Raw genomic sequence first — 24,427 nt, forward strand, 5'->3', positions numbered from 1 at the left:
CGCCCACAATCGCGCGATGCACCATGAACTCGCCGCGTTGATGAAGACGGCCCGCGAAGCGAGCCAGCTGAGCCAGATGGCCCTCGCGCTGCGGCTCGGGGTGTCGCAGCGCCACGTGAACTTCATCGAACGCGGCCGTTCGCGGCCGAGCCGCGTGCTGCTGCTCGACTGGCTCACGCACACGGGCCGTCCCGCGTCGATGTTCAACCCCGCGCTGCGGCTGGCCGGCTTCTCCGCCCTGGACGGCGGCGACCACGTGAACCCCTGCACGCTGCCCTGCGACGCCGCGGCGCGCCGCACGATCGAGCTGCACCACCCCAACCCGGGCCTGCTGTTCGATGCCGACTGGCACCTCGTGGCAGCCAACGACGCCGCCGGCTGGGTGCTGCCACCCGCGGAGGACGGCGCACCGCTCGACCTGATCGCCGCGTTGACCCATCGCGAGGGCTGGCTCGCCCGGGCCGACGACCCGGTCCCGGTGGCCGGGGCGCTGCTCGGGCAGCTGCGAGCGGAGCAGTGGGCGCGGCCGTCGCTGGCCCCCCGCGTGGACGCGTTCGAGGCGGCGGTGGTGGCGGCCTACGGTACCGGCGTGCGCCAGGCCGTGCGCGACCCGTTCTCCACCGTCGTCGAGGTGACGCTCCGCAGCGAGGCCGGCCCGTTGCGCTTCTCGGCGGTGCAGACCTGGACGGGCCTGCCGCTGGACCAGGACATGGCGGCGGTGCGGGCCGAGCTCTGGTACCCGTTGGACGACGCCACGGCCCGGGCGGTGCGCGATCGGCTATGACCCCGGCGGGCGGAGACGCTCGAGGAACGGGCGCACCAGGCCGACCACGTCGTCGAGGTGTGTCTCCAGCAGCCAGTGACCCCCGTCGAGCAGGTGCAGTTCGGCATCGGGCAGGTCGCGCAAATAGGCGCGTGCCGATGTCTCGGGCATGTAGTGGTCCTGCGGCCCCCACACGATCAGCGTGGACGGCCGGTGCTCGCGAAGGTACCGGCGGTGCAGCGGGAACCACGCGCGGTTCTCCTTCAGGCCCAGCGCCGGGCGCATCTCGGCGGGCGGCAGCGACCAGGTCTTTTCGATCTCCGCGTACTTCGGCCCGAGGGCGTCCTCGTAGGGGATGTCGCCGTTCTGGATGATCAGCGCCACGATGGGCTCCGGCGCCCGGATGGCGAGCCGGGTGCGACCAGCCGCCAGCGGTCCGCCAGCCGTGGCATGAAGTTGCGGAACTCGAAGGACGAACACGGGTAGCCGTGCGGCAGCAGCACGACCGGTGCGTCGTGCGGCCCCGCCTCGCGGTAGAAGGTGTCCACCGGGCCGATGGTGATGCGCCGGTGCCGAACGCGTGTGTCCATGGGGATCTCCTGCTTCGTCTCCTGGGCAGGGGATCCTGCCTTCAACGGGCAAGACCCGCGCGTGAAAGCGGTTGATGCGGGAGGCTCACGGCACCTTGCGCACCTCGTTCAGCACGGCCGACACCGGCTGCGACGAGTGTGTCGTGAAGGTCAGCACCGGGCCGTCGGCCGCACGCTCGAGCTTGAAGCGCATGCCGGGGTCGGGGCGACCCGTGATGCCGGTGGTCACCTTCGGCAGGCCCAGCACGCCGTCGACGATCTGCGGCGTGTCCTCGAACGCGAGGTTCTCGAACTGCGACGTGCCGGGCACGTACCAGTTCATGACCCCCGCGACGCGTGTGGCATCGGCCTGCTTCACGTCCATCGTGAAGCGGCCGCTGGCGCCGCCCTCGGCGAGTTTCCACGTGCCACGCCAGCGGCCGGCGAATTCGCCCAGGCGCTCGGGGACCCAGGCCTCGGCGGTGCGCCGTTCCGCGCCGGGCGCGGGCAGGTCCGGCTTCGCGAACGCGAGTTCGCGCGAGTTGACGGGCAGGCGCCGGCCCTCGAAGAAGTCGCTGGCCTGCGACAGCATGCGGGGCGTCAGTCCGCTCCAGTAGTGCCAGTCGTGGCCGCCCTGCGTCTGCGAGTAGAAGAAGCGCTTGCCACCGGCCTTGAGCAGTCCGGCGAGGTCCTGGCTGTTCTGCAGTACCGCGTCCTCCGTGCCACACAGCAGCTGCAGCTGGAACGGCGGGTTCACGGGCTGGGGCAGCGCCGCGAGGTAGTCCACCGGGAACGGAGCGGACATCGCGTGGACGAAGCCGAAGCGCGAGGGCGTCTGCAGGCCCAGGTGAAACGCGCCGAACCCGCCCATCGACATGCCGGCCACCGCGGTGTGCTCGGGCCGGAGCGTGACGCCATGGTCCTTCCGCAGCCGCGGCAGCAGTTCGTCGAGGATGAACTGCTGGCTCTTGCCGGTGTAGGGGACGGCGCCGCTCGTGGGCATCGCGACGACGAACGGGCGGATGCGGCCCTTGGCGATCAGCGTGTCCATGTAGCGGTCGATCAGGCCGGTGCGGAGCCACTGGTCGGCGTCCATGCCGCGGCCATGCAGCAGCAGGAGCAGCGGCGCGGGCCGTGCGGCGTCGTGCCCCGGCGGCAGGTACACGTGGTAGCGCGACGGCGTACCCCAGGCGGCTGACGGCAGGTCCACCGTCACCACCTTGCCGCGCGGTGCGCCGTCGGGCACCTGCCAGTCCCCGTTGCCCAGCAGCAGGATGGAGTGGCGTCCACCCTGGCCATCGTTGTCCGACAGCGGGTTGCCGGGGTCGGCGATCCACTGGCCATCGACGACGAGCTTGTAGAGCCACAGGCCCTCCGGCACGTCGAGGGACAGCGTCCAGCGGCCCGACGCATCGCGCGCCAGCGGCTTCTTGCCCGTGTCCCATTGCGTCATCTCACCGGCGAGGAACACCTCGCGGGCCTGCGGTGCGTCGAGCTGCACCGTCCACGGCACGGCCCAGGCCGCCGAGGCGAACCACCCCATCGCGAGTGCCAGCAGCACGCGCCCGAACGTCACGATCCTCGATTTCATCTGTACGCTCCCTTGTTGTATCGGTCGGTACAATATCGGGGTGAGCTTGATCGGTCAAGTCCTCTCGGGAAAGCACTCAGCGGGGGCGGGGCAGGGGCGCGTCGGGGGCGAGCAGGCCGGGTGTGTCGGCGGGCGCGAGCAGGTAGGTCGGCATGCGCGCCATCAGCGCGCGGTAGAGGCCCTGGTCGCCCAGCACGCGGGTGCAGACGAGGGCGCCTTCCCACACCACGCGGAACTCCCACGCGCGGCGCAGCGCCACGTCGCGCGGTATGCCGCATGCCGCCATCAGTTCGCTCATCATCTCGACGAGGCCGTGGAAATGGTCCTGCACGTGGCCGGTGTACTGGTCGGCGGCGTCGCCGATGCAGAACGCATTGGCCGGGCTCAGCTGCGAAGGCCGCGCGTGCAGCGCGTCGAGGTTGCCGACGATGCGCAGCAGCCGCTCGGATGCCGGGCGGGCGCCGTCCTGCACGACACGCATCAGGTGGTCCACGCCCCACTGGTCCGACGCGACGAGCACGGCGCGCGCCATCTCGGTCTTGCCGCCGGGAAAGTAGTTGTAGAGCGAGGCCCGCCCGAGGCCCGTCCGCGCCTCGATCGCCTTGAGCGACGTGCCTTCGTAGCCGAGCTCGAAGAAGAGTTCGACCAGCCGCGAGACCGCGGTCTCGCGGTCTTCCATCTTCCTGTTCGCCAATCGGGTTCCTTCGGAGCGGGGTCCGTGATTATCGGGAATCGAGGCCGGGCCGCTCACGATTCCACACAGAACCGACGTTCGGCGCACGCGGCGCCACGTGCGCGCGCCACATCCGGCCGCGTTTTGTCATCGACCGGGGCTCCCGCGCACGTTTCCCGCAGGGCGCACTTCCTGCTTCCCGTCGCCCTCGCGGCACAGCGGGTCTTTCGAAACGACGTGGGGAGAGGACAGATGAGGAACAGCACGCTTCGGCGCGCCCGGTGGTGGTTCGTGGTGTCGTGCATGGCGCTCACCGCCTGCGGTGGCGGCTCCGACAACGTGGCATCGACAGGCGGGACCCCGGCTCCCGCATCCGCGCCTGCGCCAGGACCTGCACCCGCCCCCGGCCCCGCGCCGTCGACCGGGTCGCTCACCTTCCCGATCGAGGTCCTCGGCCCCGGTGCCCCCGACGCGCCCACCGTGGTCGCCACGAACCTCACGCTGGATGCGGACGCCGTCACCCAGGCCACCCGGCTGGCGGTGCAGTGCCATCGGTGCGGGCAGTACAACTCGCCGGAGTTCCAGGCCCTGAGCAAGCCGCTCACGAAGGTGACCGGGAGCCTGCGCATCGTGGGGGCACGCGACGGGAACAACGCGCCCTGGATCGACATCACCGACGCGAACGTCACGCTGCCCGACAACGAACGCGCGCACGGCGGCATCAATGGCGGCCTGCTGACCCTCCGTTTCAGCGTCCCGGTGGACGCCGCCACGCGCGCCCGGCTCACGGCCTCGGGCGACAACCGGGTCGAGTTCCGGTTCAACGGCACGGACGGCAACTCGAACGGGTTCCGCATCCTCGACCTGCAGCTGCAGGACGCGGGCGGCCGTGACCTGCTGTCGATGCCGCGCACCTGGGCCGACATCGGGGCCGAGAAGACGGCGGGGCGGGAGGCCTCCTCGGCCGACACGGCCGCCGGCCAGGCGTTGTGGTCCGGATCCAACCTGCTGCGCAAGTCGCCCATCGTCGACATGAAGCTGCGCGCGTCCTGTTCGTCCTGCCATGCCAGCGACGGGCGCGACCTGCAGTACTTCAACTACTCGAACCACGCGATCGTCCAACGCTCCCGGTTCCATGGCCTGACCGAGGCCCAGGGCCGGCAGATCGTCGCCTACCTCCGGTCCACGCTCTTCAGCAAGGTGCCCCATGTGCCTCAGGCGGCGCCGTGGAACCCGCCGTACCAGCCGGGGCCCGGCCTCGATGCCCGGCCCATCGCCGAATGGGCCGCCGGCGCCGGTCTCGGTGCGGTGCTCCCGGATGCAAAGGCCTTCGTCAACGTCTTCACCGGCAAGGCAGCGAACAGCACGGCGTCGGTCACCCAGGCCCAGCTGGATGCGGCCATGGACCCGGGCCCGGGCAAGGTCCTCAACACGCGGGAGATGCCGGTGCCGCTGCAGTTCCCGGACTGGAACGCGTGGCTGCCCATCGAGCACCCGCTGGACATCTGGACACCGGAGCCCGGCCAGGCCCAGGGCCTGTTCGAGACGCAGGGCAACGACGGGACCAATCCCATCAAGGTGGTCAAGCGCATCGACGACTTCCTGAAGGCGAACCGGAATCCCAACGGCGCCTACGGTGACTGGAGCCACCTGAATGCCGAGCTGCGCGAGCGCGCGCAGGCGTGGCTGAACGACGTGGGCAGCAAGACGATCGACTTCGCCGGGGGCGGCCGCGGTTCTCGCGTCTCGGGGAACCCCGCCCAGCCCTTCGGCGGTGAAATCGGCGGACGCAAGCTGCAGGCGCTGATGTCGAGCCAGACGGCCGCCACCGCGGGCCTTCCGGCCGCCTTCACCCAGGAGGCCTTCATCGAACGCGCGCTGTTCGGGGTCATCCGGTGGATGGGCGTCAAGCAGTGGGAGCTGGCCCACACGCACGGCCTGGAAGGCCGGCAGGACTGGCTGCACGGCACGCGCAACGGCAACCAGTGGACCGGTGTCGGGGAAGCGCGGGGCTGGCCGTTCAGCTGGCCGAGCGTGTTCTACATGGCGCCGCACATCCTCTACGTGCCGGCCAACGGCCGCGAGAACTACTTCTCCTGGGAGCCGCGGCTCGTTTCCTTCTACCGCACCAACCAGTGGTACCAGCTGCAGATGACGGTGAACCCGGGGTGGCCCGGTGCGTCGGAGGGACCGATGGACTGGCCGTATCACCTGGGCTTCACCACCGCGGTGGTCGACGACCTGATGGCGGCCAAGGCGCCGGAGGCGGTGTCGGCCACCCACCTGGCGCGCTACTTCCAGGTGCGCACGAAGCTGGCCCAGCTCGCCAACACCGACCTGCCGTTCAACCAGCCGGACCCCGCGGCACCGACGGACCTCTTCCGCAACAAGGGACACCAGAGCCGGGCGTCGCTCGCGATCCACAAGCTGGGCGTCGGCGAGGTGGTGGACCGGGGGCCGGAGAGCTGGGAGAAGACGCGCTTCCGCCTGCTGGACTCGGTCACGCCGGGCCTGCACCTGATGTTCGTCAACAGCTCGATCTCGCTCTACAACACGCTCTACGCCACCACGACCTACGAGCAGTGGCGCCGGTGCGATCCGAACGTCCTGTTCGGCAGCGACCCCGAACCGAAGTCCGGCTTCCGGTTCTGCCTGGACGCGAAGCGCACGCCCCTGCCCACCACCAGCCAGGGCAAGCCGCACCTGGTCGGCGGCTGGGTCGACTGGACGGGCGAGCAGTACATCACCTGGAGCGTGCTGTCGGCACGCAACCACGGCGCGGAGACCCAGCGCCTGAAGACCTTCTCGGACTGGGCCGACCGCATGTGGCGCGAGTAGGGGATCGGCCCTCAGCGCGGCGGCGCCAGCGGCTCCCCCAGCATCCGCCGGCCCAGCCACGGCAGCACGCGGCCCATGTCGGGCCGCTCGACGATCTGCTCGGGCACGTCCAGCGGCACCGCCGCGCTGTGCCGCTGCGCCACCGCGAAGGTGAATGTGTAGAAGGGCTCCTGCCCCATGCGCAGGTCGCTGATCAGCACCTTGCCGCCGGCCTCGCTCAGCCGGTAGAAGCCCTGGCTGAACGCGGTGATGCGCTGCACGGCGTCGATGTCCCGCGTCTCGGCCAGCAGCGCGTTGCCCCGCGGGAAGCGGTCGAACGCGATGCGGGGCGATTCGTCGAGCAGCGAGTGGAAGCCTTCGTGGTACGAGTCGCCCGACATCGCGACCACGCGCCACAGCAGTGTGTTGAAGGGCGCCGGTGTCACCAGCACCCGCTCGGCCGCGATGCCCTCGCGGGCCAGCGAGTCGCGTGCGAGGCGGTCCACGTGCCACTGTGCCGCCACGCCCCAGGCGAGGTAGCCGGTGCTCAGCACCAGCCCCATGGCGTTCGCGAACAGGCCGCGGGGGCTGCCCTTCGACCGGAGGGCCCACGTCGTCCCCACGAGCAGGGGCACCGTGTAGAGCAGGTCGATGATGAAGACGCTGCCCACGCCGTAGGGATGGTTCGTGAACGGCAGGCCGAGCTGGGTGCCGTAGACGGTCATCGTGTCGAGCAGCGGGTGGGTCACGAGCGCGAGCCACATCGCGAGCCACCAGCGCCGCCACTGCGGCCACTCGCCCAGCAGCCGCGCCAGCGCCGCGGAAAACGGCAGCGAGAACAGCGTGAGCCAGAAGAGCGAATGGCTCTCGGCGCGGTGCAGCACCATGTCGTGCACCGGGTTGCCGTGGCGCACCAGCACGTCGAGGTCGGGCAGCGTGCCCGCGACGGCGCCCCACAGCGCCGATTTCCAGAGGGCGGTGCGGCGGCCCATCACGGCCACGCCCACGGCGGCCCCGAGGGCGATCTGGGAAAGCGAGTCCATGCGCGGTGCGGGTGGAAGCGGAGACGGGGGCATTGTCGCCCCGGCGGGCCGGCGCGGAGCGCGCGACCTCGTCCTACAGCACGCTCTGCGCCATTGGTCTACGCTCTGACCTCATCCAATGAAGGGGAACGGTCCATGGAAACCACCAACCACGAGTTCCACGAACTCTTCGAGCAGCTGGGACTGCCTTCGTCCGAGCAGGACATCCGGGCCTTCATCGACAGCCACCGCCCGCTGGCCGGCGACGTGAAGATCACCGAGGCGCCGTTCTGGAGCCCCGCGCAGGCCGGCCTGCTGAAGGAGCTCCTGCTGCAGGACGCGGACTGGGCCGAGGTGGTGGACCAGCTGAACGTCGCGCTGCACTGACGCGCGGCTACCGGGTCATCCCCATCGCCTCGAAGCGCCGGATCGTCGGCGTCAGCGTGAGCGTGTCGGACGAGGTCCGGCACTTCACGAGCGCCACGCGCCGGCCTTCACGCGTCACCTCGATCTCCCCCGCCGCTTCCATCGCTTCGCGGAGTTCGTACGAGTAGGCCCCGTTGGCGAAGCTCACCTGCGCGCTCTTGTTGAAGAGCTGGTACAGGAAGAGCCCGGCGGGCGGCCGGGGCTGTTCGGGAAACACGAACTCGGTCCGCTCGCCCTGCCGCACGCGGTACTGCACGTGGCCCCGGTCGCGGGCCGCGTCCTTCGACGCGCACAGCGCGTAGGTCTTCGAGCGGGTCTCGCAGGACCACAGCACGTCCTCGCCCGCGGGGCAGGTTTGCGCCCACGCGGACGAGGCGGCGAGCAGGCCGGCCGCGGCGCCGGCGATGAGACGGCGGTCCGGCATCAGGCCGGCACGGGCGGCAGTTCGGGGGCGGTCAGCCCTGCGAACGGATCGGCCCAGGCCGGCAGCGCCATCAGCCGCTGGTGCCAGGCCGCCACGGCCGGGTAGTCCGACAGGGGCAGCTTCGCCACGTCGTTGAAGGGCAGGAACGTGGCCATGCGGAAGTCCGCGTGGCTGAGCCCGCTGGCCAGCAGCCAGGGGCGCTGGCTCAGCCGGGCCTCCAGCACCGCGGCGCTGTCGCGGAAGAGGGCCAGGCCCTGGGACAGCACGCCCTCGTCGAGGGGGCCGAGACCGTAGCGCTTTTTCGTGCCGCGCTCGAAGTGCACCATGTCGCAGGCGCGCATGAAGTGGTCGCGCGCCCAGCTGATCCAGCGGACCATGTCCGGCTGGTCGGGGCCGGTGCGCCAGAAGTCCGAGCCCTGCTGGTGCGACAGGCGGCAGGCGATGGCGTCGGCCTCCCACAGCGAATCGCCGCCCTCGGCGAGGATGGGCAGGCGCAGCGACGGGTTGAGGTGCCGGTAGCGGTCGGCCTGACCGGGGGCGAGCGGCTCGGCGAACTCGAACGTGACGGGGGCCTGCAGGTGCCGGGCGACGGCGACCGCGAGGCGCGGGTTGGGATTGCGGGAGAAGTACAGCGTGCCGGTCATGGGGGCCTTTCTCTGGATGCATTCGGAGCCCGGCGAGTATTGGCACCGGCTGGCCACGCGTCAATGTGGCGGTGCCGTCCGGATCGGACCGGGTTTCTCCTGACGCAGCCGGGGCCGGGGCGTGCCGATACACGATGGGTGCGCCGCCGTTGGCAGGCACAGCCGTTGCCTGAACACGATCCATGGAGCCACCGAAGATTTTCACCCGCTGGCGCGACATCCGCATCGGATACCGGCTCGGCCTGGGTGTGTCCGTGCTCCTGGTGCTGATGGTGGCCATCGCGTTGGTGGCGGTCATGGGACCGCGCCAGCCGCGCCTCGAACTGGCCGGCACCATCCGCCTGTCCCACGAGCGCGCGACGCTGCTCGCCGACCTGCGCTCGCAACTGCTCCAGCAGGAACTGATGGCGCGGCGGCTCACGCTGCCGATCTCGTTCGACGAATCCGTCGAGACCATCGCCCGGCTGGACGTCGAACGGAAGGACTTCGCGCGCACGCTCGGCCAGCTCGTGGGGCTGCGGTCGCACGACGCGGACCGAGACCGGCTCGACGAACTGATGGCGCTGGCGGGCAAGACCGCGCCCGCGGTGGCCGAGGCGCGCGATGCCGTGATGGCATTCAACCCGGCGATGGCCGGGCTGCACCTCGCGCGTGGCCTGTCGCCGCACGACGCGAGCGCGCTGGCGGCCATCGACCGGATGTCGCGGCGCCATGCGGCGGCGATCCAGGAACGTGTCGCGGAGCTGGAGGCCATCGCCGAACGCACCGAATGGGCGGTGCTCGGCGCCAGCGCGCTCGCCGTGGTGGCCGCCGCACTGATCGCGTGGTGGCTCACCCACGGCATCACGGAGCCGCTGCGCCGGGCGGCCGCGTACGCGGACACCCTGGGCCGGGGCGAACTCGATGCGCCCGCGCCGGCGTCGTCCGGCGACGAGACCGGGGCGATGCTGGATGCGCTGCGCGGCATGGCCGGCCGGCTGCATGCCGCGCGTCGCGAGCTCGAGAAGCTCTCGACCGAGGACGCGCTCACCGGACTCGCCAACCGCCGGCGCTTCGACCATGCGCTGCGCGAGGCGCGGGGCCAGGCGGCCAGTGCGTCGGGGCCGGCACGGCGCGAGCCCGACGACGGCCTGCCACTCGCGCTGGCGATGATCGACGTCGACCACTTCAAGTGTTTCAACGATCGGTTCGGTCACCCGGCCGGCGACGAGTGCCTGCGGCGCGTGGCCCGCGCCCTGCGCGGCGCGCACCTGCGCCCCGGCGACGTGGTCGCGCGGTACGGCGGCGAGGAGTTCGCGGTGGTGCTGCCGCGGTGTTCGGCCGACGGCGCGCTGGCCGTCGCCGAGCGCATCCGCCGCGCCGTGGAGGCCGAGGGCATCCCTGGCGCGATGCCGGGAGCGCCTTGGGTCACGGTGAGCATCGGCGTGTGTGTCGCGCCCCACGCCGCGGACGTCCACGACGAGGACCTGGTCCGCTGCGCCGACAGGGCGCTCTATGCGGCGAAGCAGGCGGGGCGCAACCAGGTCCGCGTGTCGAGCCTGTCGAGCGACAGGTCCGAGATCAGGCCAGCAGCCGCGCCCGCAGCGTCTCCTGCGTCGCCGCCGAGATCCCCGGCCCGTTCGTGAGGCAAACGGTCATCCACCCGTGGCGGTTCAGAGCAGCGGCTTCTTCGGCAGCTTGTTGCCGTAGTTGGCCAAGCGTTGAGTTCCGTAGTCGTCCCACCCGGCCTTCTCCGCACTGATGGTGGTGCGGCGTGGGTGGCATGTGGCCACGTCCTTCCAGTCCGACAGCCACGGCGCGGCGACCGGATTGCCATTGACGTAGAGGATCACCGTGTTCGACAGCTTGCCCCAGTTCCGGTACACGTACCGCAGTTCCGAGATGGTGATGTTGACGGACTCCTTGGTTTCCGTGCCAGGCAAGAGCCAGGAGGACGTGTTGGTGTTGTTGCCCACCACCTCCTTCATCACCAGGCCGTCGAGCAGGAAGTGGACCTTCGCGTTGTGGAACGCCTTGCTCGTGGCGACGAGGCCGATGCCGAACTTGCAGGCACGGCGGATCGCGAGCTGGGTCACGTTGACCGAAGCCGCTCGCAGTTCCCGCTCGGCCTGCTGCGATCTGGCCGGCAGTTCGTCCGCCCAGTGGTCCGGGTTGGCGCCTTCCTCCGCGAGCTTGTCTTCGCTCGCACCCAGCGCCTTGACGGGCGAGAACCGTGAGTCCTTGAGGTCCTTCGCATAGGCTTTCATGCGCTTCTGCTGCGTCGCATCCATGACCTTGTGGTCGTAGGTGGTGCTCGTGAGCTTCGCCTTGTCCCCGAGCTTGCCCTTGAGCAGCTTCTTCTCGGTGTAGCTGGCCGGATCGGCCAGTTCGAACTGGTTGTTGAAGTGGTCGCACGTGGTCAGCACCTGCGCATTGATCATCTGCTGGGCCGGCACGCGACGGGGGTCGTTGGCATCCCCGGCGATGGGGCCCCAGTGGTCGGTCCAGCGCTTCATCATCACGCTGCGGCTGGTGGTGACGCCATAGACGAGGTCGCCTCGCGAGGGATCGAAATCTTCGATGAAACCCGGCATGGTGCGCTCCTCGTGTGCGTTCGAAGGCCGGAGCATACGGGCGTCTGGTGTCCGATGCACATCCCGCACTTGCCAAACTGGGACAATGGCGGAATGTCTTTTCCTGGAAGTGCCATCGTGGAGGTCTCGTGGTCGAGCCTCACGTGATCCCGGTCCCCTCGGGCCACCCGACGTCCCGCGGAGTCGTGCTGTCGGTGACCTCCACCACGCTGTTCGCGGGCCTCTACTTCTACGCGACGCTGCTGCGCCCGCTCACCGGCATCGAGATCTTCGGCTGGCGCATGCTGCTCACGCTGCCGTGCGTGACGCTGTTCCTGATGCTCACCGGCCAGTGGGGCCGGGTGGTGGACGTCTTCGCGCGGGTCCGGCGCAACCCGGCGCTGATCCTGGGCCTGATGGCCAGCAGCGCGCTGCTCGGCGTGCAGCTGTGGCTGTTCCTGTGGGCGCCGCTCAACGGCGCGGCGCTGCAGGTGTCCCTCGGCTACTTCCTGCTGCCGCTGTCGATGCTGGCGGTGGGCCGGTGGCTGTACGGCGACCGGCTGACGGCGCTGCAGACGGCGGCGGCGCTGGCGGCCGCGTTCGGCGTGGGACACGAGATCCTGCGCATCGGCATGCCGTCGTGGCAGGCCCTGCTGGTGGCGATCGGCCTGCCGGTCTACTTCGTGCTGCGCCGCAAGCTCGGCACCGACCACCTCGGCGGCCTGTGGTTCGACATGGCGTTCACGGTGCCCGTGGCGGCGTGGTGCGTGCTGGGTCACGGCGACGTGGCCCGGGACTTCGCCGAGGCCCCGCGCCTCCTCGTCCTGATCCCGCTGCTGGCGGTGATCAGCGCCACGGCCTTCATGTGCTACACGGTCTCGAGCCGGCTGCTGTCGTTCAGCCTGTTCGGCCTGCTGGGGTACGTGGAGCCCGTGCTGATGCTCATGGTGTCGCTGGTCCTGGGCGAACGGGTGCAGCCGGACGAGTGGCTCACGTACGTGCCCATCTGGGGCGCGGTGGTGCTGCTGGTGGTGGACGGCGCGCTGCACGTGGCGCGCACGGCGGCCGGGCGGGGGTGACGGGTCAGCGCCCGCGGCTCGACAGGGCCGCCCCGGCGCTCGCCCCGATGACCAGCGCCACCGCGAGCCACTGCACCCCGGTGAGCCGCTCGCCCAGCAGCAGGTAGCCGGCCACCGCGCCGATGGCCGGTGCCGCGCTCACGACCAGCCCGAACACGCGTCGCGGCAGGTGGCGCAGCGCGCGCATCTCCAGCAGGTACGGCAGCATGCTCGACAGCACCGCCACGCCGAGCCCGGTCACCAGCACGGGCCCGGACAGCAGGGCCGCACCCGCCCCGGCCACGCCCACGGGCACCGTCACGATCGCGGCCACCGTCATGCCCCACGCCACCGCCGTGCCGCCGCGCAGCGAGGCCACCCGCTGGCCGAACGCGATGTAGAGCGCCCAGCAGAGCGCGGCGCCGAGCGCGAAGGCCACGCCCGCGGTATCGAGCGGGCCGGCGTGCGTGTGGACCGGCAGCAGCAGCGCGAGGCCGCCGATGGCCAGGGCCGCCCACGCGAAGTCGGCAACGCGGTGCGACGCCAGCAGCACCACGGCCAGCGGCCCCGTCACCTCGATGGCGATCGCGATGCCGATCGGGATGCGCTCGAAGGCCTGGTAGATCAGCAGGTTCATCAGGCCCAGCATCGCGCCGTACACCACGAGGTTCCACCGGTCGCGCGGCGGCAGCGGCTCGCGCCACGGCCGGACCCAGGCCAGCAGCAGGACGGCCGACAGGCCCACGCGCAACGCGGTCATGCCCGTGGTGCCCACGAGGGGGAAGAGCGACTTCGCCCACGCGGCGCCCACGTTCTGCGCGGCCAGCGCGAGCAGCACGAGGCCGGTGTTCAGCGGGATGCGGGAGGGTTCGGACATGCCGGGTCCACTTTAACTGCCGCCACAATGCGCACACCCGCCACCCGGACTCGCCCATGACCATCGCCCAGCTGTGTCTCCTCGTCGCCGTGTTCCTGCCGTTCGCCACCGCCTGGATCGGGAAGGCCGGTGCGTTCCGCCTCTCCGACAACCACGATCCGCGCGGCTGGTCGTCGCGCCAGTCGGGCTGGCGTGCCCGGGCGATGGCGGCGCAGTCCAACGGCTTCGAGGCGCTGCCGATGCTGATCGCCGGGCTGATGGTGGCGTGGCAGCGCGAGACGGCGCAGGCCACGGTGGACGCGCTGGCGCTGGGTTTCGTCGGGCTGCGCGTCATCTACATCGGGCTGTACCTCGCCGACCTGGCCACGCTGCGCTCCATCGTCTGGACCGGCTCCGTGCTCTGCGCGGCGGCGATGTTCGTCGTGGGCCGCTAGCATCGGCCCCATGGCACACGGTCCTGCTTCCCTGCTGCAGTTCGGCCCCTTCGCGCTGGACCGCGGCGACGGCCGGTTGCTGCGCGGCGGGCGTCCCGTCGAACTCAAGCCCAAGGCGCTGGCGCTGCTGCTCGCGCTGATCGACCACGCGGGCCGGGTCGTCGCGAAGGACGAGCTGCTCGACGCCGTGTGGGGCACGCGGTACATCACCGAAGGCGTCATCAAGACGCAGGTCGCCGAGCTGCGGGCCGCGCTGGGCGACGACCCGAAGGCGCCGCGCTGGATCGAGACCGTGCACGGCCGCGGCTACCGCTTCGCCGGGCAGGTGAACGCGGACCCCGCGCCGGCCGACGATCCCGTCGACAACAGCCCGCTCGTGGGCCGCGGCGAGGAACTCGCCGTGCTGCGGCAGGCCTTCGAACGCGCCCGCGCGGGCGAGCGGCAGCTGGTGGCCGTGGCCGGCGACCCCGGCGTGGGCAAGAGCACGCTGCTCGCGACCTTCATCGCCACGCTCGACGGCGCGCGCGTGGCCTCGGGCCAGTGTGTCGAGCGCTGGGGCGGCAACGAACCGTACCTGCCGGTGCTCAACGCACTCGACCAGCTGTGCGCTGCCGAGCCGGGCCTCGTGCCCGCGGTGCGCGACGTGGCCCCGATGTGGCTCGTGCAGATGCCGTGGCACCTGCCCGATGCCGACCGCGTGGCGCTGCAGTCCCAGCTCACCGGCGCGTCGCCCGAGCGCATGCTGCGCGAGTTCGGCGCGCTGGCCGAACGCCTCGCGGCCGAGCGCCCGCTGGTGTGGCTGGTGGAGGACGTGCACTGGGCCGACCCCGCCACGGTGCACCTGATCGCGGCGCTGGCCCGCCGCCGCGGCCCGGCCGCGCTGATGCTGGTGCTGACCTTCCGCCCCATCGACCTCGCCTTCACCGACCACCCGTTCGGTGACCTCCGCCGCGAGCTGCGCCTGCAGCGGCAGATGCACGAGCTGCCGCTCGAAGGGCTGTCGCGCGACGCCATCGGCCTGCTCGTTCGCCGCCGCCACGGCGAACGCTGCGCGCCGGACGCCTTCGTCGACCAGCTGCACCGCTACACCGAGGGCCTGCCGCTCTTCGCGCTGGGTGTGCTCGACGAGCTGGTGGATGCCGGGGTCATCGCCCCCCTGGCCGACGGGTCGGGCAACGGCCTCGCGGCCGACGCCACGTCTCGCCTGGCCGTGCCCCGCACGCTGGCCGACATGTTCGACGGCCAGCTGCAACGCCTGCCGGCCGACGTCAACGAACTGCTCGAGGTGGCCGCGCTGGCCGGCCACCCGTTCGACCACCTCACGCTGGCCGACGCGCTGGGCCAGCCGCCCGACGCCGTGCGCGCGCACCTCGACGACCTGGTGCGCCGCCGCATCTGGCTGCTGGCCGCCGGCGTGGCGCAGATGCCCGATGGCCGCATCGCCACGCGCTGCGCCTTCCGCCATGCGGTGATCCGTCACGTGCTGGCGGCGCGGGCCGGCACGCTGACCCGCATCGAACGGCACCGCGCGCTCGCCGCCGCCGTGGAGCGGCAATGGGGCGCGACGGCCGAACTCGCGCCGCAGCTGGCGCTGCACCACGAGGAGGGGCAGCAGCCGGTGGCCGCGGCCCGGCAACTGGCCGTGGCCGGCACCACCGCGCTGCAGCGGCAGGCCCCGCGCGAGGCGCTGGCGCTGGCCGAGCGCGGCCTCGCGCTGCTGGCGCCGCTGGGTGCCGCAGCCGATGCCGAACGGCTGCCGCTGATCTCGGTGCGGCTCACCGCCACGGTGCTGTCCGAGGGCATGGCGTCCGCGGCCGCGCGCGCCCAGGTGGGCGACCTGCTGGCGCGGCTCGACACGCTGCCCGCGGGGGCGGCCACGATGCCGCTGTGGCAGGTGGCGATGCTCACGCACCTCACGGGTCGGCTGCCGGGCACGAGCGCGCGGGTGCAGCGTTTCGGCGCCATCGTGCGGGACCTGCCTGGCGATGCGGGCGAAGTGGGGCGTGCGGTCGCGGGCAATGCCGCCGGGGTCGACGCGCTGCACCTGGGCCGGCTCACCGACAGCCTGCACGCCTTCGAAGCCACGCTCGACCTGCCCGACCGCGCCGCCCACGCCATCCTGCTGCTGCGCAGCCCGCGCGACGAGGCCTGGGCCTACCTGTGCCTCGTGGCCGAGACGCTCGCACGCCCCGCGCTGGCGGCCGCGGCCCATGCCCATGTCGATTCACTCGTGGCGCGCGGGTCCGACCTCATCACCGTCGTGATGGGCCGCTGGTTCCAGGTCTATGCCCACTACTTCCGCGGCGACGCCGTGCGGGCCCAGGCGCTCGCGGGCGAGTGCGTCGCGCTGCTGGAGTCGCTGCGTGCGTCGCCGTTCCTGCAGCCGCACCGCATCGCGCTCGGCTGGGCGAACGCGGCGCTGGGCCGCGTCGACGAAGGCCTCGCGATGGCCGAGGACGGCCTGCGCCGCTACGTCGACCAGGGCAGCCAGCAGGGCCTCGCCGGCCTGCACGCGGTGGTGGCGGAGACGTGCCGGCTCGCGGGCCGCACGGACACGATGGCGCGGCACGTGCGCGAGGGGCTCGCGGTCGCCGAGCGCAACCGCGACGGGTTCGCGCTGTCCGAACTGCATCGGCTGCAGGGCGCGGCCGAGGCGGCGCCCGCGGACCAGGAGGCCGCGCTGAGGCGCGCCCTGGCGCATGCCCGTGACCAGGATGCCGGCCTGCTGGAGGCCCGTGCCGCAGTCGCGCTGCGGGACTGGCTGGTCGCGGCCGCGCGTCCGGAGGACGCGGCGGAGGTGGTGGCCGCCACCCGGGCGCGCCTGCCCGAGGGGGTGGACGCGCCCGTCGTGCGCGCCCTCGGCACCTGACGCCGGGTCAGGCCCGGCCGCGCCGCTCCGTCGGCCAGTAGAGGGGCTTGGCGCTCCGGCGCCGCTCCACGCCGGACGGGCTGCCGGCGAGGCCGCCATGGCGCGCCGCCAGCACGTGTTCCCCCAGCGCCGCGAGGCACCGGGCGACGAACGCGTGCACCCGCGCCTGTTCGTCGTCGTCCGCCGCCGGGCCGGTCAGCAGCGCCTGCCCGGCGACGAGCGCGTCGGTGTAGCTGCGTGCGCCATAGAGGCGCTCGGCCGCCGCGAGCCGGCTGGGCGGGCACTCAGCGCAGCTGTTCATCGGGCACCTCCGGGATCGGCCGCACCAGGGCCGCGGCTTCGGCGTCCTGCGCCGCGCGGGCTTCCTCGCGGGCGATGCATTCGAGCAGCGACGCGCCGTCGTGGAAGTCGTGCCGGCGCCCCGAGCCGACGTGTTCGAGCCGCCCGGACGGTCCCGGGCGGCCGGGGTGGGCCTGGTTGAGTTTCAGCACGTAGACGTGGTCGAGGGGGCGGAACGGTTCGGTCATGGGGCGGCACGGTGGGCGGCGATCGATGAGCGGCAGTCTCCCGCGGCGGCTCCGCCGAGTCGTCAGGGGCTGGTCAGCGATTCGTCAGCCGCGTGGCTGCGGGCCGCCGTGACATCGCACACGCCACCGGCCGCCTGCCGGTGTGCCGGGTCGTGTAGCATCCGTGACCAGAACCTCGCGAAAAACGGGCGCCTCGCCCGCACACACGCCACCCAGCCCTTCGGGCCGGCCGGCCAGCGTTTCCCCCGACCTCCGTCGGACGCCTCCGGAACGCTCGCCATGAACCGCTCTCTCGCCGTCATCTACCTCTGCGTCGCCCTCGACGCCATGGGCATCGGCCTCGTCTTTCCCATCCTCCCCGCGCTCGTGCGCGACGTGGCCCCGGCCGCGGACGTGGCACCCTTCATCGGGCTGATGGCCTCGCTGTACGCCGCCATGCAGTTCGTCTGTTCGCCGGTCCTGGGCGCGCTGAGCGACCGGCTGGGACGGCGGCCCGTGATGCTGCTGTCGCTGGCCGGGGCCACCGTCAACTACGGGCTGCTGGCGTGTGCGCCGAACCTCTCGCTCCTGCTGCTGGGGCGGGCCGTCGCGGGGCTGACCAGCGCCAACCTGTCGGTCGCCACCGCGTACCTCACCGACGTCTCGCCCGAGGACACCCGCGCGCGCCGCTTCGGGCTGTTCAACGCGATGTTCGGCGCGGGGTTCATCCTCGGGCCGGTGCTCGGGGGCCTGCTCTGCGATCACGGGGTCCGGCTGCCGTTCGTGGCCGCGGCCGTGCTGACCGGCGTCAACTTCGTCCTCGCCTGCAAGCTGCTGCCGGAGTCGCGCGCACCCGGGCGCGGCCGGATCGACCGGGCCGCGCTGAACCCGCTGAGGCCGCTGCGCGAGGCGATGGCGTCGAACCACCGGGCGCCCCTCGTGCTGACCTTCTTCCTCCTCGCCGCCACCGGCGAGGCCTACGGCATCTGCTGGGCGCTGTGGGGGGCCGACGCGTTCCACTGGAACGGCACGTGGATCGGCCTGTCGCTGGGCGCCTTCGGCATCTGCCAGACCGTCGTGCAGGCGCTGCTGCCCGGACCGGCGGCGCGGGTCCTCGGCGAACGCCGGGCCGTGTTCGCGGGCATCGCCTGCGCGTGTGCGGCGCTGGCCGCCATGGCCTTCCTGCAGGAGGGCTGGATGGTCTTCGCGGTGATGCCGCTCTTCGCGCTGGGCGGCATCGGCACACCGGCGCTGCAGGCGCTGGCCAGCCGGCAGGTGGACGCCGCGTCGCAGGGGCAGTTCCAGGGCGTGCTGGCCTCCGCCGTCAGCCTGGCCTCGGTGGTCGCGCCGCTGGGGTTCTCTGCGTTCTACGAGGGCGTTCGGCGCGACTGGCCCGGGGCGGTCTGGCTGCTGGTGGCCGCGGTCTACGCCGTGGCCGTGCCGCTGGTGGTGCTGGGCACCCGCGTCAGCGCGAAGCCAGCCGTGCGGTGAGTCCGTCGACGCAGCGCGCGTGCCGTTCGTTCACGCGCGTCGCGAACCATTCCGTGGTGAGCTTGCGCGTGATCTTGGGACTCTTCAGGTCGATGCGGGGCACCACCGCTCGCGGAAGCGGGCGGGCCTCCAGCGCCTCGACGTGGGCGAAGACCCGCTTGTAGAGCGTCGTCTGCTCGAGGCCCGGCTGGTCGCCGGCCTGCAGGTCGCGCCGAACGTCGGCTTCGCTCATCTTGAGCCGGTTCGCCAGCGTCAGCGCCGCACGTTCGGTCTCGCCCAGGCGGGCCGACCCCGCGGGCGGAACCAGGTCGCCATCGAGCGCGAGCGGCAGGCCCGACGCGAGCGACAGCGCGTTCTGGAACGCGGCGTTGCGGCTCGCGTAGCGGCCGGCGTTGAAGTCGGCGAAGCGGTAGACCGGCGCGTCGTACGGCGCCTCGTAGCCGAGCAGGTGGGCGGTGCCGAAGTAGACACCCCCGCGCCGCGTGAACACCTCGTGCCGGATCGACCCGGCCACCTCGTAGGGGTAGCGGTGCGCCTGGGCATGGGCTTGCGCGAAGGCCACGCTCACCTGCATCGGGCCGCCCGTGCGCACCGGGTTGCGGTCCGCGAGGAACCGTTTGCCCAGCGGCACCATGCCGATGAAGTCCTCGAAGATCTCGCTCAACTGGCCCTCGGTCTTCACCGTGTCCAGGCGCTTCGCGTAGCTGCGGCCGTCCGGTGAATCGACGGCCAGTGCGGCGCGCACCGCCAGCATGGGCACGCCGGCCTCGTCGGCGCGGCGTTCGATCTCCTTCCACGCGATGGCGGGCAGGCCGGGCACGGCCGGGTCGGCGCGCCAGCCCGACTCCTGCTCGATGACGGCCATCACGGCGCAGAGGTTCTGCACGGTGGCGGGCAGCTCCTGCGTGGCCAGGGCCGCATGGATGTCGGTGGCCCAGCCCGCGGCGTCCGTCGCCTTGCCCTGCAGTTCGGCGGTCACCACGCGGCGTGCCTCGGTGGGTCCGAGCCCTTCCGGCCGGGCGGGCGCCGGCGCGGGCCCGGCACAGCCGGCGAGGAGGGCGGCCAGCGACAGCAGGAGCGCGGACAGGCGGCGGATGAAGGAATCGGAGGACATGGCAGCGGGAATCACGGGATGCGGTTCCGCCGACGATGCCATACAGTGCCAGGCAGACCAAGGGCAAGACCGAAAGGGATGCGGGTCATGTGCCGATGCCTGCCGCGGACCACCGGAACGATGCTCCTGCTGGCGCTGGCCGCCGTGCCCGGCGCGGCGGCGATCGTCGAGGAAGTGATGGTCGTCACCGCGACCGTCGAGAGCATGTACGGCAAGCCGGTGACCCAGCCGATCACCGTGACGGTCTTCCGCGACGACGACCGGGCGCGTGCGCCGTTCCTCGTGCTGAACCACGGCCGTCCGGCACAGCCGGACGAGTACGCGAAGATGGGGCGCGTGCGGTACGCCGACAACGCGCGCTGGTTCGTGTCGAAAGGGTTCGCCGTGTTCGTGCCCACGCGCATCGGCTATGGCGTGACGGGTGGGGAGGACATGGAATACAGCGGCATCGGGTCCGCGCGCAACTACCCGCCGGGCTTCGAGGCGGCGGCGCAACAGACGTTGCGCGTGATCGACCTGGCGCGCGGCCTGCCGTACGTGGACGGCGAGCGGGGCGTGCTGGTGGGGCAGTCGTTCGGCGGGAGCGCGACGCTGGCCGCGGCCGCCAGGCGACCACCGGGACTCGTGGCGGCCATCAACTTCGCGGGCGGGGGCGGAGGCAACCCGACGTCCCGCCCGGGCGAGCCGTCCCGCCCCGACCTGCTGGAGAAGACCTTCGCCGGCTACGGCCGCACGACCGCGGTGCCGTGTCTGTGGCTCTACAGCACGAACGACCGGTACTTCGGTGCCGAATACCCGAAGCAGTGGTTCGAGGCCTACCGGCGCGGGAACGCGGCGGCGACGTTCGTGGCGCTGCCGCCGTTGCCGGCATCGCTCGGCCCCGACGGGCACGCGACCTTCACCCGCAACCCGGCGGCCTGGCAGCCCGCGGTCGAGACCTTCCTCGACGGGCTCGGGTTCGGCGGCTTGAAGCCGCCGCCCTGACCCGGAAAAAAAATCCGGACGGGTTGTCGAATCCGAGGCGGCCCGTTCGTCGTCCTGATGGCGGGGCTGTTCCCGCGAACGAACGGAATCGACATGGCGACACCCGACAAGGTCAAGGGCCCGGCGTCCTACTTTCCCTCCATCGAAAAGACGTACGGCCAGCCCATCCCGCACTGGATGGGCGTGATCGAGGCCGCCGGCCCGCGAAAGCACATGGAACTGGTGGCGCACCTGAAGGCCGACCACGGGCTGGGCCATGGCCATGCCAATGCGCTGGTGGCGTGGTTCCTGGCGCAGAAGCGGTAGGGCCGGGCACCCGCGGGCACGGCACAATCGTGCATCGTCCCTCCGGCAGATCGGCAATGAGCAACCCTCTCCTCGCGGCGTATCGGTACACCACCAACAACTGGACGATGATCCAGGAGAGCCGGTTGTGCGGCTGCTGCAACTGCATGCAGACCTTCCCGCCCGACGAGATCGTGGGCTGGACGGGTCTGGACTTCAACCAGGTGGACGACCCGGTCGCCGTGGCGAAGCAGACCGCGATGTGTCCGCGCTGCGGCAGCGAGGCGGTGCTCGGCGACAAGTCGGGCTACCCCATCGACCAGCCGTTCCTCAGCCGCATGAACGAGGCGTGGTTCCAGCGCACGCTGATCCGGCCGTCGAAGCCCAAGGCATGAACTGGCGGGCCCTCGCGGCCGGCGTCGCGCTGGCGGGGCTGGCCGCCTGTTCGCCGCGTGCCGCACCGGAGGCGAAGGTGGAACCGCCGCCGGTGGTGCCTCGCGCGGGCCCGGTCTTCGACGAGGCCTTCGCCGACGGCTTCGAGGCCACGGTGGGCGACACGCGCTACCGCTTCCGCGCGCAGTCTGCGGGGGACATCGTCCTCACGTCCGGCAAGCTGGTCGCGTGCGACGTGATCGTGAGCTGCGGCGGGCCGTTCACGGGGGCGGTGCCGGTGGGCACCTTCCCGCTGCGGTTCGCCATCGCCGCCCGCGACGACGACGAACGCATCGCGCTGGCCCGGATCGACTTCGCGCCGGGGCCCATCGTGCGGTGGGAACTGGCGGTGACCGAAGGGCAGGACGTCGCCACGCTGAAGAAGGGCGAGTTCTTCGGGTACGGCGTGGACAGCGGCACCGGGGCGTTCATGGACGCCGAGGCCTTGCGCGCCTTCGAAGCCGAACGCGACCGCGCGGGCGAGGCGTTCGACGACCGCCTGTTCGCCGAGATGGACAAGACCTACCGCCACACGCGCAGCTGGCTGCTTCATCCCACACCGAAGGGCACCGTGGCGCTGTTCTCCAGCGGCTACGGCGACGGCAGCTACCCGACGTACAAGGCGTACGACCAGGACGGCACCCTGGTGGCGGTGATCACCGACTTCGGCATCGTCCCTTGGGAGTGACTCACCCCCACGTGGCCTGCGGCACCTCGATCCACACGGCCCGCGCGAACGCGAGCACGCGCCCATCTTCCGCATAGACGGCCGTGCCCGCGAGGTGCTTGCGGCCGTCCTGTCCGAGCGACCAGCCCGCGACGATGTGGGGCTCGTCGGCGCGCACGTCCTCCTTGAGTGAGGCAGTGAGTTCACCGAGCACCACGGCCACGCCGTCGGCCAGCCGTGGCATCACCGCGAACGCGCCGGGGCAGTCGAGCGCGGACCACACGAACTCGGGGCGCACGGCGCCGGTCTCGTCGGCGAGCGACGGGGCCGGTGTCCACGGCGACGCGATCAGCGGCGTGCCTTCGACGGGGCCGGGGAAGATGCAGAGGCCGTCCTGGGGCGGGCGCTCCGGGCCGCACACGAAACAGCCGGGGAAGCTGTGGCGGCGGAAGCCGATGAAGGCGGGCACCGCCTCGCGGGCCTGCGCGAGCGTCGGGGCGGGTGGCACCTCGAGGTCGAGGGCCGCGGGCTTCGCCTCGCCCACGAGCGTGTCGCCGGCGAACAGGCGCGCAACGCCTTCGGCGGTGTCGAGGCGGAGCGGCGAGCCGAGCGGTGGCGGCGCCTTCAGGCGCGCGGCCACGGTGCCGTCGAGGTGCGCGGCGAGGCGGCCGCAGGTGTATCCGCCGTTGCCGGAGCGCGGCGGGCCGCGGAAGCGGGAGACGATCTCGAAGTGTTCGGTGGACATGGGGAGGTTTCCTTCGTCAGATGCCGGGGCCGGTGACGCGCGCGGGCAGCGCCGCGAGGCGGGTCCAGCCGGCGGCCTCGATGCCGCTGGCGTTGGGCAGCCACAGGGTCTCGAGCGGCAGTTCGGCGAGGGGCTCCACCGAGGCCGAGGTGAGCTTCGATTCGCCGGGGCCGGCCGCGATCGTCAGGTGCTGCAGCGACAGGCCGGCGAGCAAGGCCACGCCGGCGTCGGTCAGCCACGGGCTTTCGTACAGGCTCAGGTGGCGCAGCGGCAGTTGCCGCACGTGCGCGAGGTCGGTGTCGCGCAGCACCAGGCCGCCGAGGTCCAGCCGTTCGAGCGGCAGCTTGAGACCGGCCAGCACGCGCAGGGCCTCGCCGTCGATGCCGTCGCAGAAGTCGAGGCGCAGGCCCTTCAGCGGCAGGCCCGCGAGGTGGCGCAGGCCGTCGGCCGTGACGGGGTTCAGCGACAGGTCCAGCGATTCGAGGGGCAGGCCCTTCAGGTGCACGAGTTCGGCTTCGTCGAATCCGCGCAGGTCGCCGAGGACCAGGCGCTTCAGGGGCAGGCCGCGCAGGGCCTGCAGCGTGCTGCCGAGGCCGTCCAGGCGCGCGGCGCCGTGCAGGTCCAGCTCGGCCAGCGGCAGGCCCGCCAGGCCGGCGAGGCCGTCCTCGGTGACCCAGCCGCCCCGCAGCGACAGCCGTTCGATGCGCAGGCCTCGCAAGGCCTCCAGCACGGCGTCGTCCGCGTGGCACTGGTCGAGGCGCAGGGACCGCAGCGACCGCAGGCCGCCGAGGCACGACGGGTCCTCCGACACCGCACGGGTCGACACGAGCCCCAGGTGTTCCAGCGGATGGCCCCGCAGCAGGGCCAGGCCGCGCGCGGTGATGCCGTCGGGGCTCTCGAGCGACAGCGACCGCATCGACAGCCGCGACAGCGCGCGCAGCCCGTCGTCGGTCACCTCCTCGCAGCCGTTCAGCGCGAGGTCTTCCAGCACGCCGCCGGCCAGCTGTTCGATGAAGGTGTCGCCGAAGTCCTCGCTGCGCGTGCGCAGCGAGAGGCGGCGCAGGCGTTCGAGCGAGGGCAGGCCGCTGCCGTCGTCGGCGCGCCCGAAGCCGTCGATCTCGAGCGACTCCAGTCGCAGCGCGGGCAGCCGGCGCCACACGGCACGGCCGCACGCGAACCGCGGGCTGTCGAGCTTGAGCGAGCGCAGCGGCAGGCCGGCCAGCGCGTCGAGCCAGCCGGCCTCCGCGTCGGGCAGGTCGAGGTGGTCGACGGGGAGGCCCTGCAGGTGCATGAGCCACGGCTCGATGCGGTTGGCGCGGGCGGTGGCGTTCAGCGTGGCGAGGGCCGCGACCGCGGCCGGGTCGCGCAGGCCGGCGGCCACGCGCAGGCCGTCGAGCGAGGCCTCGCCGGTGTCGAGCAGGTGGTGGTACTGCTCCGCGCGGACCGAGAGGGGGCGGAGGGAGTCGGTGGACATGGAGACTTCA

26 protein-coding genes are annotated in these 24,427 nt (G+C 72.1%); 12 read left to right on the forward strand and 14 right to left on the reverse strand.

Translation table 11 applies throughout. The annotated features are described in order from the left end of the window. Positions 1 to 16: 16 nt before the first annotated feature. Positions 17 to 784: an MmyB family transcriptional regulator gene (locus A4W93_RS03265; protein WP_157782107.1), complete on the forward strand. Its 768-nt coding sequence runs from the start codon at positions 17 to 19 to the stop codon at positions 782 to 784. Here A4W93_RS03265 and A4W93_RS30775 read toward each other — a convergent pair. The 4 genes from A4W93_RS30775 to A4W93_RS03280 all read right to left on the reverse strand — a co-directional run bounded on the left by A4W93_RS30775 (position 779) and on the right by A4W93_RS03280 (position 3,617). Continuing rightward, positions 779 to 1,147, reverse strand: a complete 369-nt coding sequence (locus tag A4W93_RS30775) for an alpha/beta fold hydrolase (protein ID WP_237357682.1) — start codon at positions 1,145 to 1,147, stop codon at positions 779 to 781. The genes A4W93_RS03265 and A4W93_RS30775 overlap by 6 nt on opposite strands. Further along, entirely contained in the window at positions 1,138 to 1,353 is a 216-nt protein-coding gene (locus A4W93_RS30780) for an alpha/beta fold hydrolase (RefSeq protein ID WP_237357683.1), read from the reverse strand. Before A4W93_RS30780 ends, A4W93_RS30775 begins: the two co-directional genes overlap by 10 nt. Positions 1,354 to 1,438: 85 nt before the next feature. Then, entirely contained in the window at positions 1,439 to 2,923 is a 1,485-nt protein-coding gene (locus tag A4W93_RS03275) for an alpha/beta hydrolase-fold protein (RefSeq protein ID WP_085749242.1), read from the reverse strand. A gap of 76 nt (positions 2,924 to 2,999) precedes the next feature. After that, on the reverse strand, positions 3,000 to 3,617 hold the full coding sequence (locus A4W93_RS03280; RefSeq protein WP_157131580.1) for a TetR/AcrR family transcriptional regulator: 618 nt from the start codon (positions 3,615 to 3,617) through the stop codon (positions 3,000 to 3,002). Positions 3,618 to 3,848: 231 nt separating this feature from the next. Between A4W93_RS03280 and A4W93_RS03285 the strand changes: the two genes are divergently transcribed. After that, positions 3,849 to 6,434 carry a hypothetical protein gene (locus A4W93_RS03285; RefSeq protein WP_157131581.1) on the forward strand — a complete coding sequence of 862 codons (2,586 nt, stop codon included), beginning with the start codon at positions 3,849 to 3,851 and terminating at the stop codon, positions 6,432 to 6,434. 11 nt (positions 6,435 to 6,445) lie between these two features. Here the strand turns inward: A4W93_RS03285 and A4W93_RS03290 are convergent, their stop codons facing one another. Next, positions 6,446 to 7,456 (reverse strand): metal-dependent hydrolase, encoded by a 1,011-nt coding sequence (locus A4W93_RS03290; protein ID WP_085749245.1) that lies wholly within the window; start codon positions 7,454 to 7,456, stop codon positions 6,446 to 6,448. A gap of 135 nt (positions 7,457 to 7,591) precedes the next feature. Here A4W93_RS03290 and A4W93_RS03295 point away from each other — a divergent pair, with 135 nt between their 5' ends. Beyond that, the gene (locus tag A4W93_RS03295; RefSeq protein WP_085749246.1) at positions 7,592 to 7,822 is read left to right on the forward strand and encodes a DUF2789 domain-containing protein; all 231 of its coding nucleotides are present in this window, start codon (positions 7,592 to 7,594) and stop codon (positions 7,820 to 7,822) included. Between the two features lie 7 nt (positions 7,823 to 7,829). On the opposite strand, the gene A4W93_RS03300 is transcribed toward A4W93_RS03295, so the two are convergent. Together A4W93_RS03300 and A4W93_RS03305 are read right to left on the reverse strand one after the other, a co-directional pair. After that, a complete protein-coding gene (locus A4W93_RS03300; protein ID WP_085749247.1) occupies positions 7,830 to 8,285 on the reverse strand; it encodes a hypothetical protein in 456 nt (151 codons plus the stop codon). Continuing rightward, complete coding sequence (locus A4W93_RS03305) at positions 8,285 to 8,929, reverse strand: glutathione S-transferase family protein (protein ID WP_085749248.1); 645 nt, start codon at positions 8,927 to 8,929, stop codon at positions 8,285 to 8,287. Before A4W93_RS03305 ends, A4W93_RS03300 begins: the two co-directional genes overlap by 1 nt. Positions 8,930 to 9,111: 182 nt before the next feature. Between A4W93_RS03305 and A4W93_RS03310 the strand changes: the two genes are divergently transcribed. Then, entirely contained in the window at positions 9,112 to 10,554 is a 1,443-nt protein-coding gene (locus tag A4W93_RS03310; RefSeq protein ID WP_085749249.1) for a GGDEF domain-containing protein, read from the forward strand. Positions 10,555 to 10,581: 27 nt separating this feature from the next. Here the strand turns inward: A4W93_RS03310 and A4W93_RS03315 are convergent, their stop codons facing one another. Further along, entirely contained in the window at positions 10,582 to 11,502 is a 921-nt protein-coding gene (locus A4W93_RS03315; RefSeq protein ID WP_085749250.1) for a hypothetical protein, read from the reverse strand. 143 nt (positions 11,503 to 11,645) lie between these two features. Between A4W93_RS03315 and rarD the strand changes: the two genes are divergently transcribed. Then, the gene (gene rarD / locus A4W93_RS03320; protein WP_237357684.1) at positions 11,646 to 12,560 is read left to right on the forward strand and encodes an EamA family transporter RarD; all 915 of its coding nucleotides are present in this window, start codon (positions 11,646 to 11,648) and stop codon (positions 12,558 to 12,560) included. A 4-nt stretch (positions 12,561 to 12,564) separates the two neighbouring features. On the opposite strand, the gene A4W93_RS03325 is transcribed toward rarD, so the two are convergent. Next, positions 12,565 to 13,416, reverse strand: coding sequence for an EamA family transporter (locus A4W93_RS03325; RefSeq protein ID WP_085749251.1), 852 nt, complete (start codon positions 13,414 to 13,416; stop codon positions 12,565 to 12,567). A 56-nt stretch (positions 13,417 to 13,472) separates the two neighbouring features. Between A4W93_RS03325 and A4W93_RS03330 the strand changes: the two genes are divergently transcribed. Both A4W93_RS03330 and A4W93_RS03335 read left to right on the forward strand, forming a co-directional pair. After that, the gene (locus tag A4W93_RS03330) at positions 13,473 to 13,850 is read left to right on the forward strand and encodes an MAPEG family protein (protein ID WP_085749252.1); all 378 of its coding nucleotides are present in this window, start codon (positions 13,473 to 13,475) and stop codon (positions 13,848 to 13,850) included. 10 nt (positions 13,851 to 13,860) lie between these two features. Then, on the forward strand, positions 13,861 to 16,719 hold the full coding sequence (locus tag A4W93_RS03335; protein ID WP_085749253.1) for an ATP-binding protein: 2,859 nt from the start codon (positions 13,861 to 13,863) through the stop codon (positions 16,717 to 16,719). Positions 16,720 to 16,726: 7 nt separating this feature from the next. Here A4W93_RS03335 and A4W93_RS03340 read toward each other — a convergent pair whose 3' ends face one another. After that, the gene (locus A4W93_RS03340; protein WP_085749254.1) at positions 16,727 to 17,020 is read right to left on the reverse strand and encodes a hypothetical protein; all 294 of its coding nucleotides are present in this window, start codon (positions 17,018 to 17,020) and stop codon (positions 16,727 to 16,729) included. Continuing rightward, a complete protein-coding gene (locus tag A4W93_RS03345; RefSeq protein ID WP_085749255.1) occupies positions 17,004 to 17,246 on the reverse strand; it encodes a hypothetical protein in 243 nt (80 codons plus the stop codon). The genes A4W93_RS03340 and A4W93_RS03345 overlap by 17 nt, the downstream gene beginning before the upstream one ends. Positions 17,247 to 17,525: 279 nt before the next feature. Here A4W93_RS03345 and A4W93_RS03350 point away from each other — a divergent pair, with 279 nt between their 5' ends. Beyond that, positions 17,526 to 18,716, forward strand: coding sequence for a TCR/Tet family MFS transporter (locus A4W93_RS03350; protein WP_085749256.1), 1,191 nt, complete (start codon positions 17,526 to 17,528; stop codon positions 18,714 to 18,716). Here A4W93_RS03350 and A4W93_RS03355 read toward each other — a convergent pair. After that, the gene (locus A4W93_RS03355) at positions 18,691 to 19,830 is read right to left on the reverse strand and encodes a DUF1615 domain-containing protein (RefSeq protein ID WP_174694873.1); all 1,140 of its coding nucleotides are present in this window, start codon (positions 19,828 to 19,830) and stop codon (positions 18,691 to 18,693) included. The genes A4W93_RS03350 and A4W93_RS03355 overlap by 26 nt on opposite strands. A 120-nt stretch (positions 19,831 to 19,950) precedes the next feature. On the opposite strand from A4W93_RS03355, the gene A4W93_RS03360 reads away from it, so the two are divergent. The 4 genes from A4W93_RS03360 (at position 19,951) to A4W93_RS29455 (ending at position 22,219) form a co-directional block, all read left to right on the forward strand. Beyond that, the gene (locus tag A4W93_RS03360; RefSeq protein WP_099959850.1) at positions 19,951 to 20,814 is read left to right on the forward strand and encodes a dienelactone hydrolase family protein; all 864 of its coding nucleotides are present in this window, start codon (positions 19,951 to 19,953) and stop codon (positions 20,812 to 20,814) included. A gap of 93 nt (positions 20,815 to 20,907) precedes the next feature. Continuing rightward, positions 20,908 to 21,120 (forward strand): DUF4287 domain-containing protein, encoded by a 213-nt coding sequence (locus A4W93_RS03365; protein ID WP_085749258.1) that lies wholly within the window; start codon positions 20,908 to 20,910, stop codon positions 21,118 to 21,120. Between the two features lie 56 nt (positions 21,121 to 21,176). Continuing rightward, positions 21,177 to 21,494, forward strand: coding sequence for a hypothetical protein (locus A4W93_RS29450; RefSeq protein WP_174694874.1), 318 nt, complete (start codon positions 21,177 to 21,179; stop codon positions 21,492 to 21,494). Then, a complete protein-coding gene (locus tag A4W93_RS29455) occupies positions 21,491 to 22,219 on the forward strand; it encodes a DUF4241 domain-containing protein (RefSeq protein ID WP_099959851.1) in 729 nt (242 codons plus the stop codon). Before A4W93_RS29450 ends, A4W93_RS29455 begins: the two co-directional genes overlap by 4 nt. A 1-nt stretch (position 22,220) precedes the next feature. Here the strand turns inward: A4W93_RS29455 and A4W93_RS03375 are convergent, their stop codons facing one another. Next, complete coding sequence (locus tag A4W93_RS03375) at positions 22,221 to 22,943, reverse strand: hypothetical protein (RefSeq protein ID WP_085749260.1); 723 nt, start codon at positions 22,941 to 22,943, stop codon at positions 22,221 to 22,223. A 16-nt stretch (positions 22,944 to 22,959) separates the two neighbouring features. Next, complete coding sequence (locus tag A4W93_RS03380) at positions 22,960 to 24,417, reverse strand: hypothetical protein (RefSeq protein WP_085749261.1); 1,458 nt, start codon at positions 24,415 to 24,417, stop codon at positions 22,960 to 22,962. Positions 24,418 to 24,427: the final 10 nt, after the last annotated feature.

This window comes from Piscinibacter gummiphilus, assembly GCF_002116905.1.
Classification (GTDB): Bacteria; Pseudomonadota; Gammaproteobacteria; order Burkholderiales; family Burkholderiaceae_C; genus Rhizobacter; species Rhizobacter gummiphilus.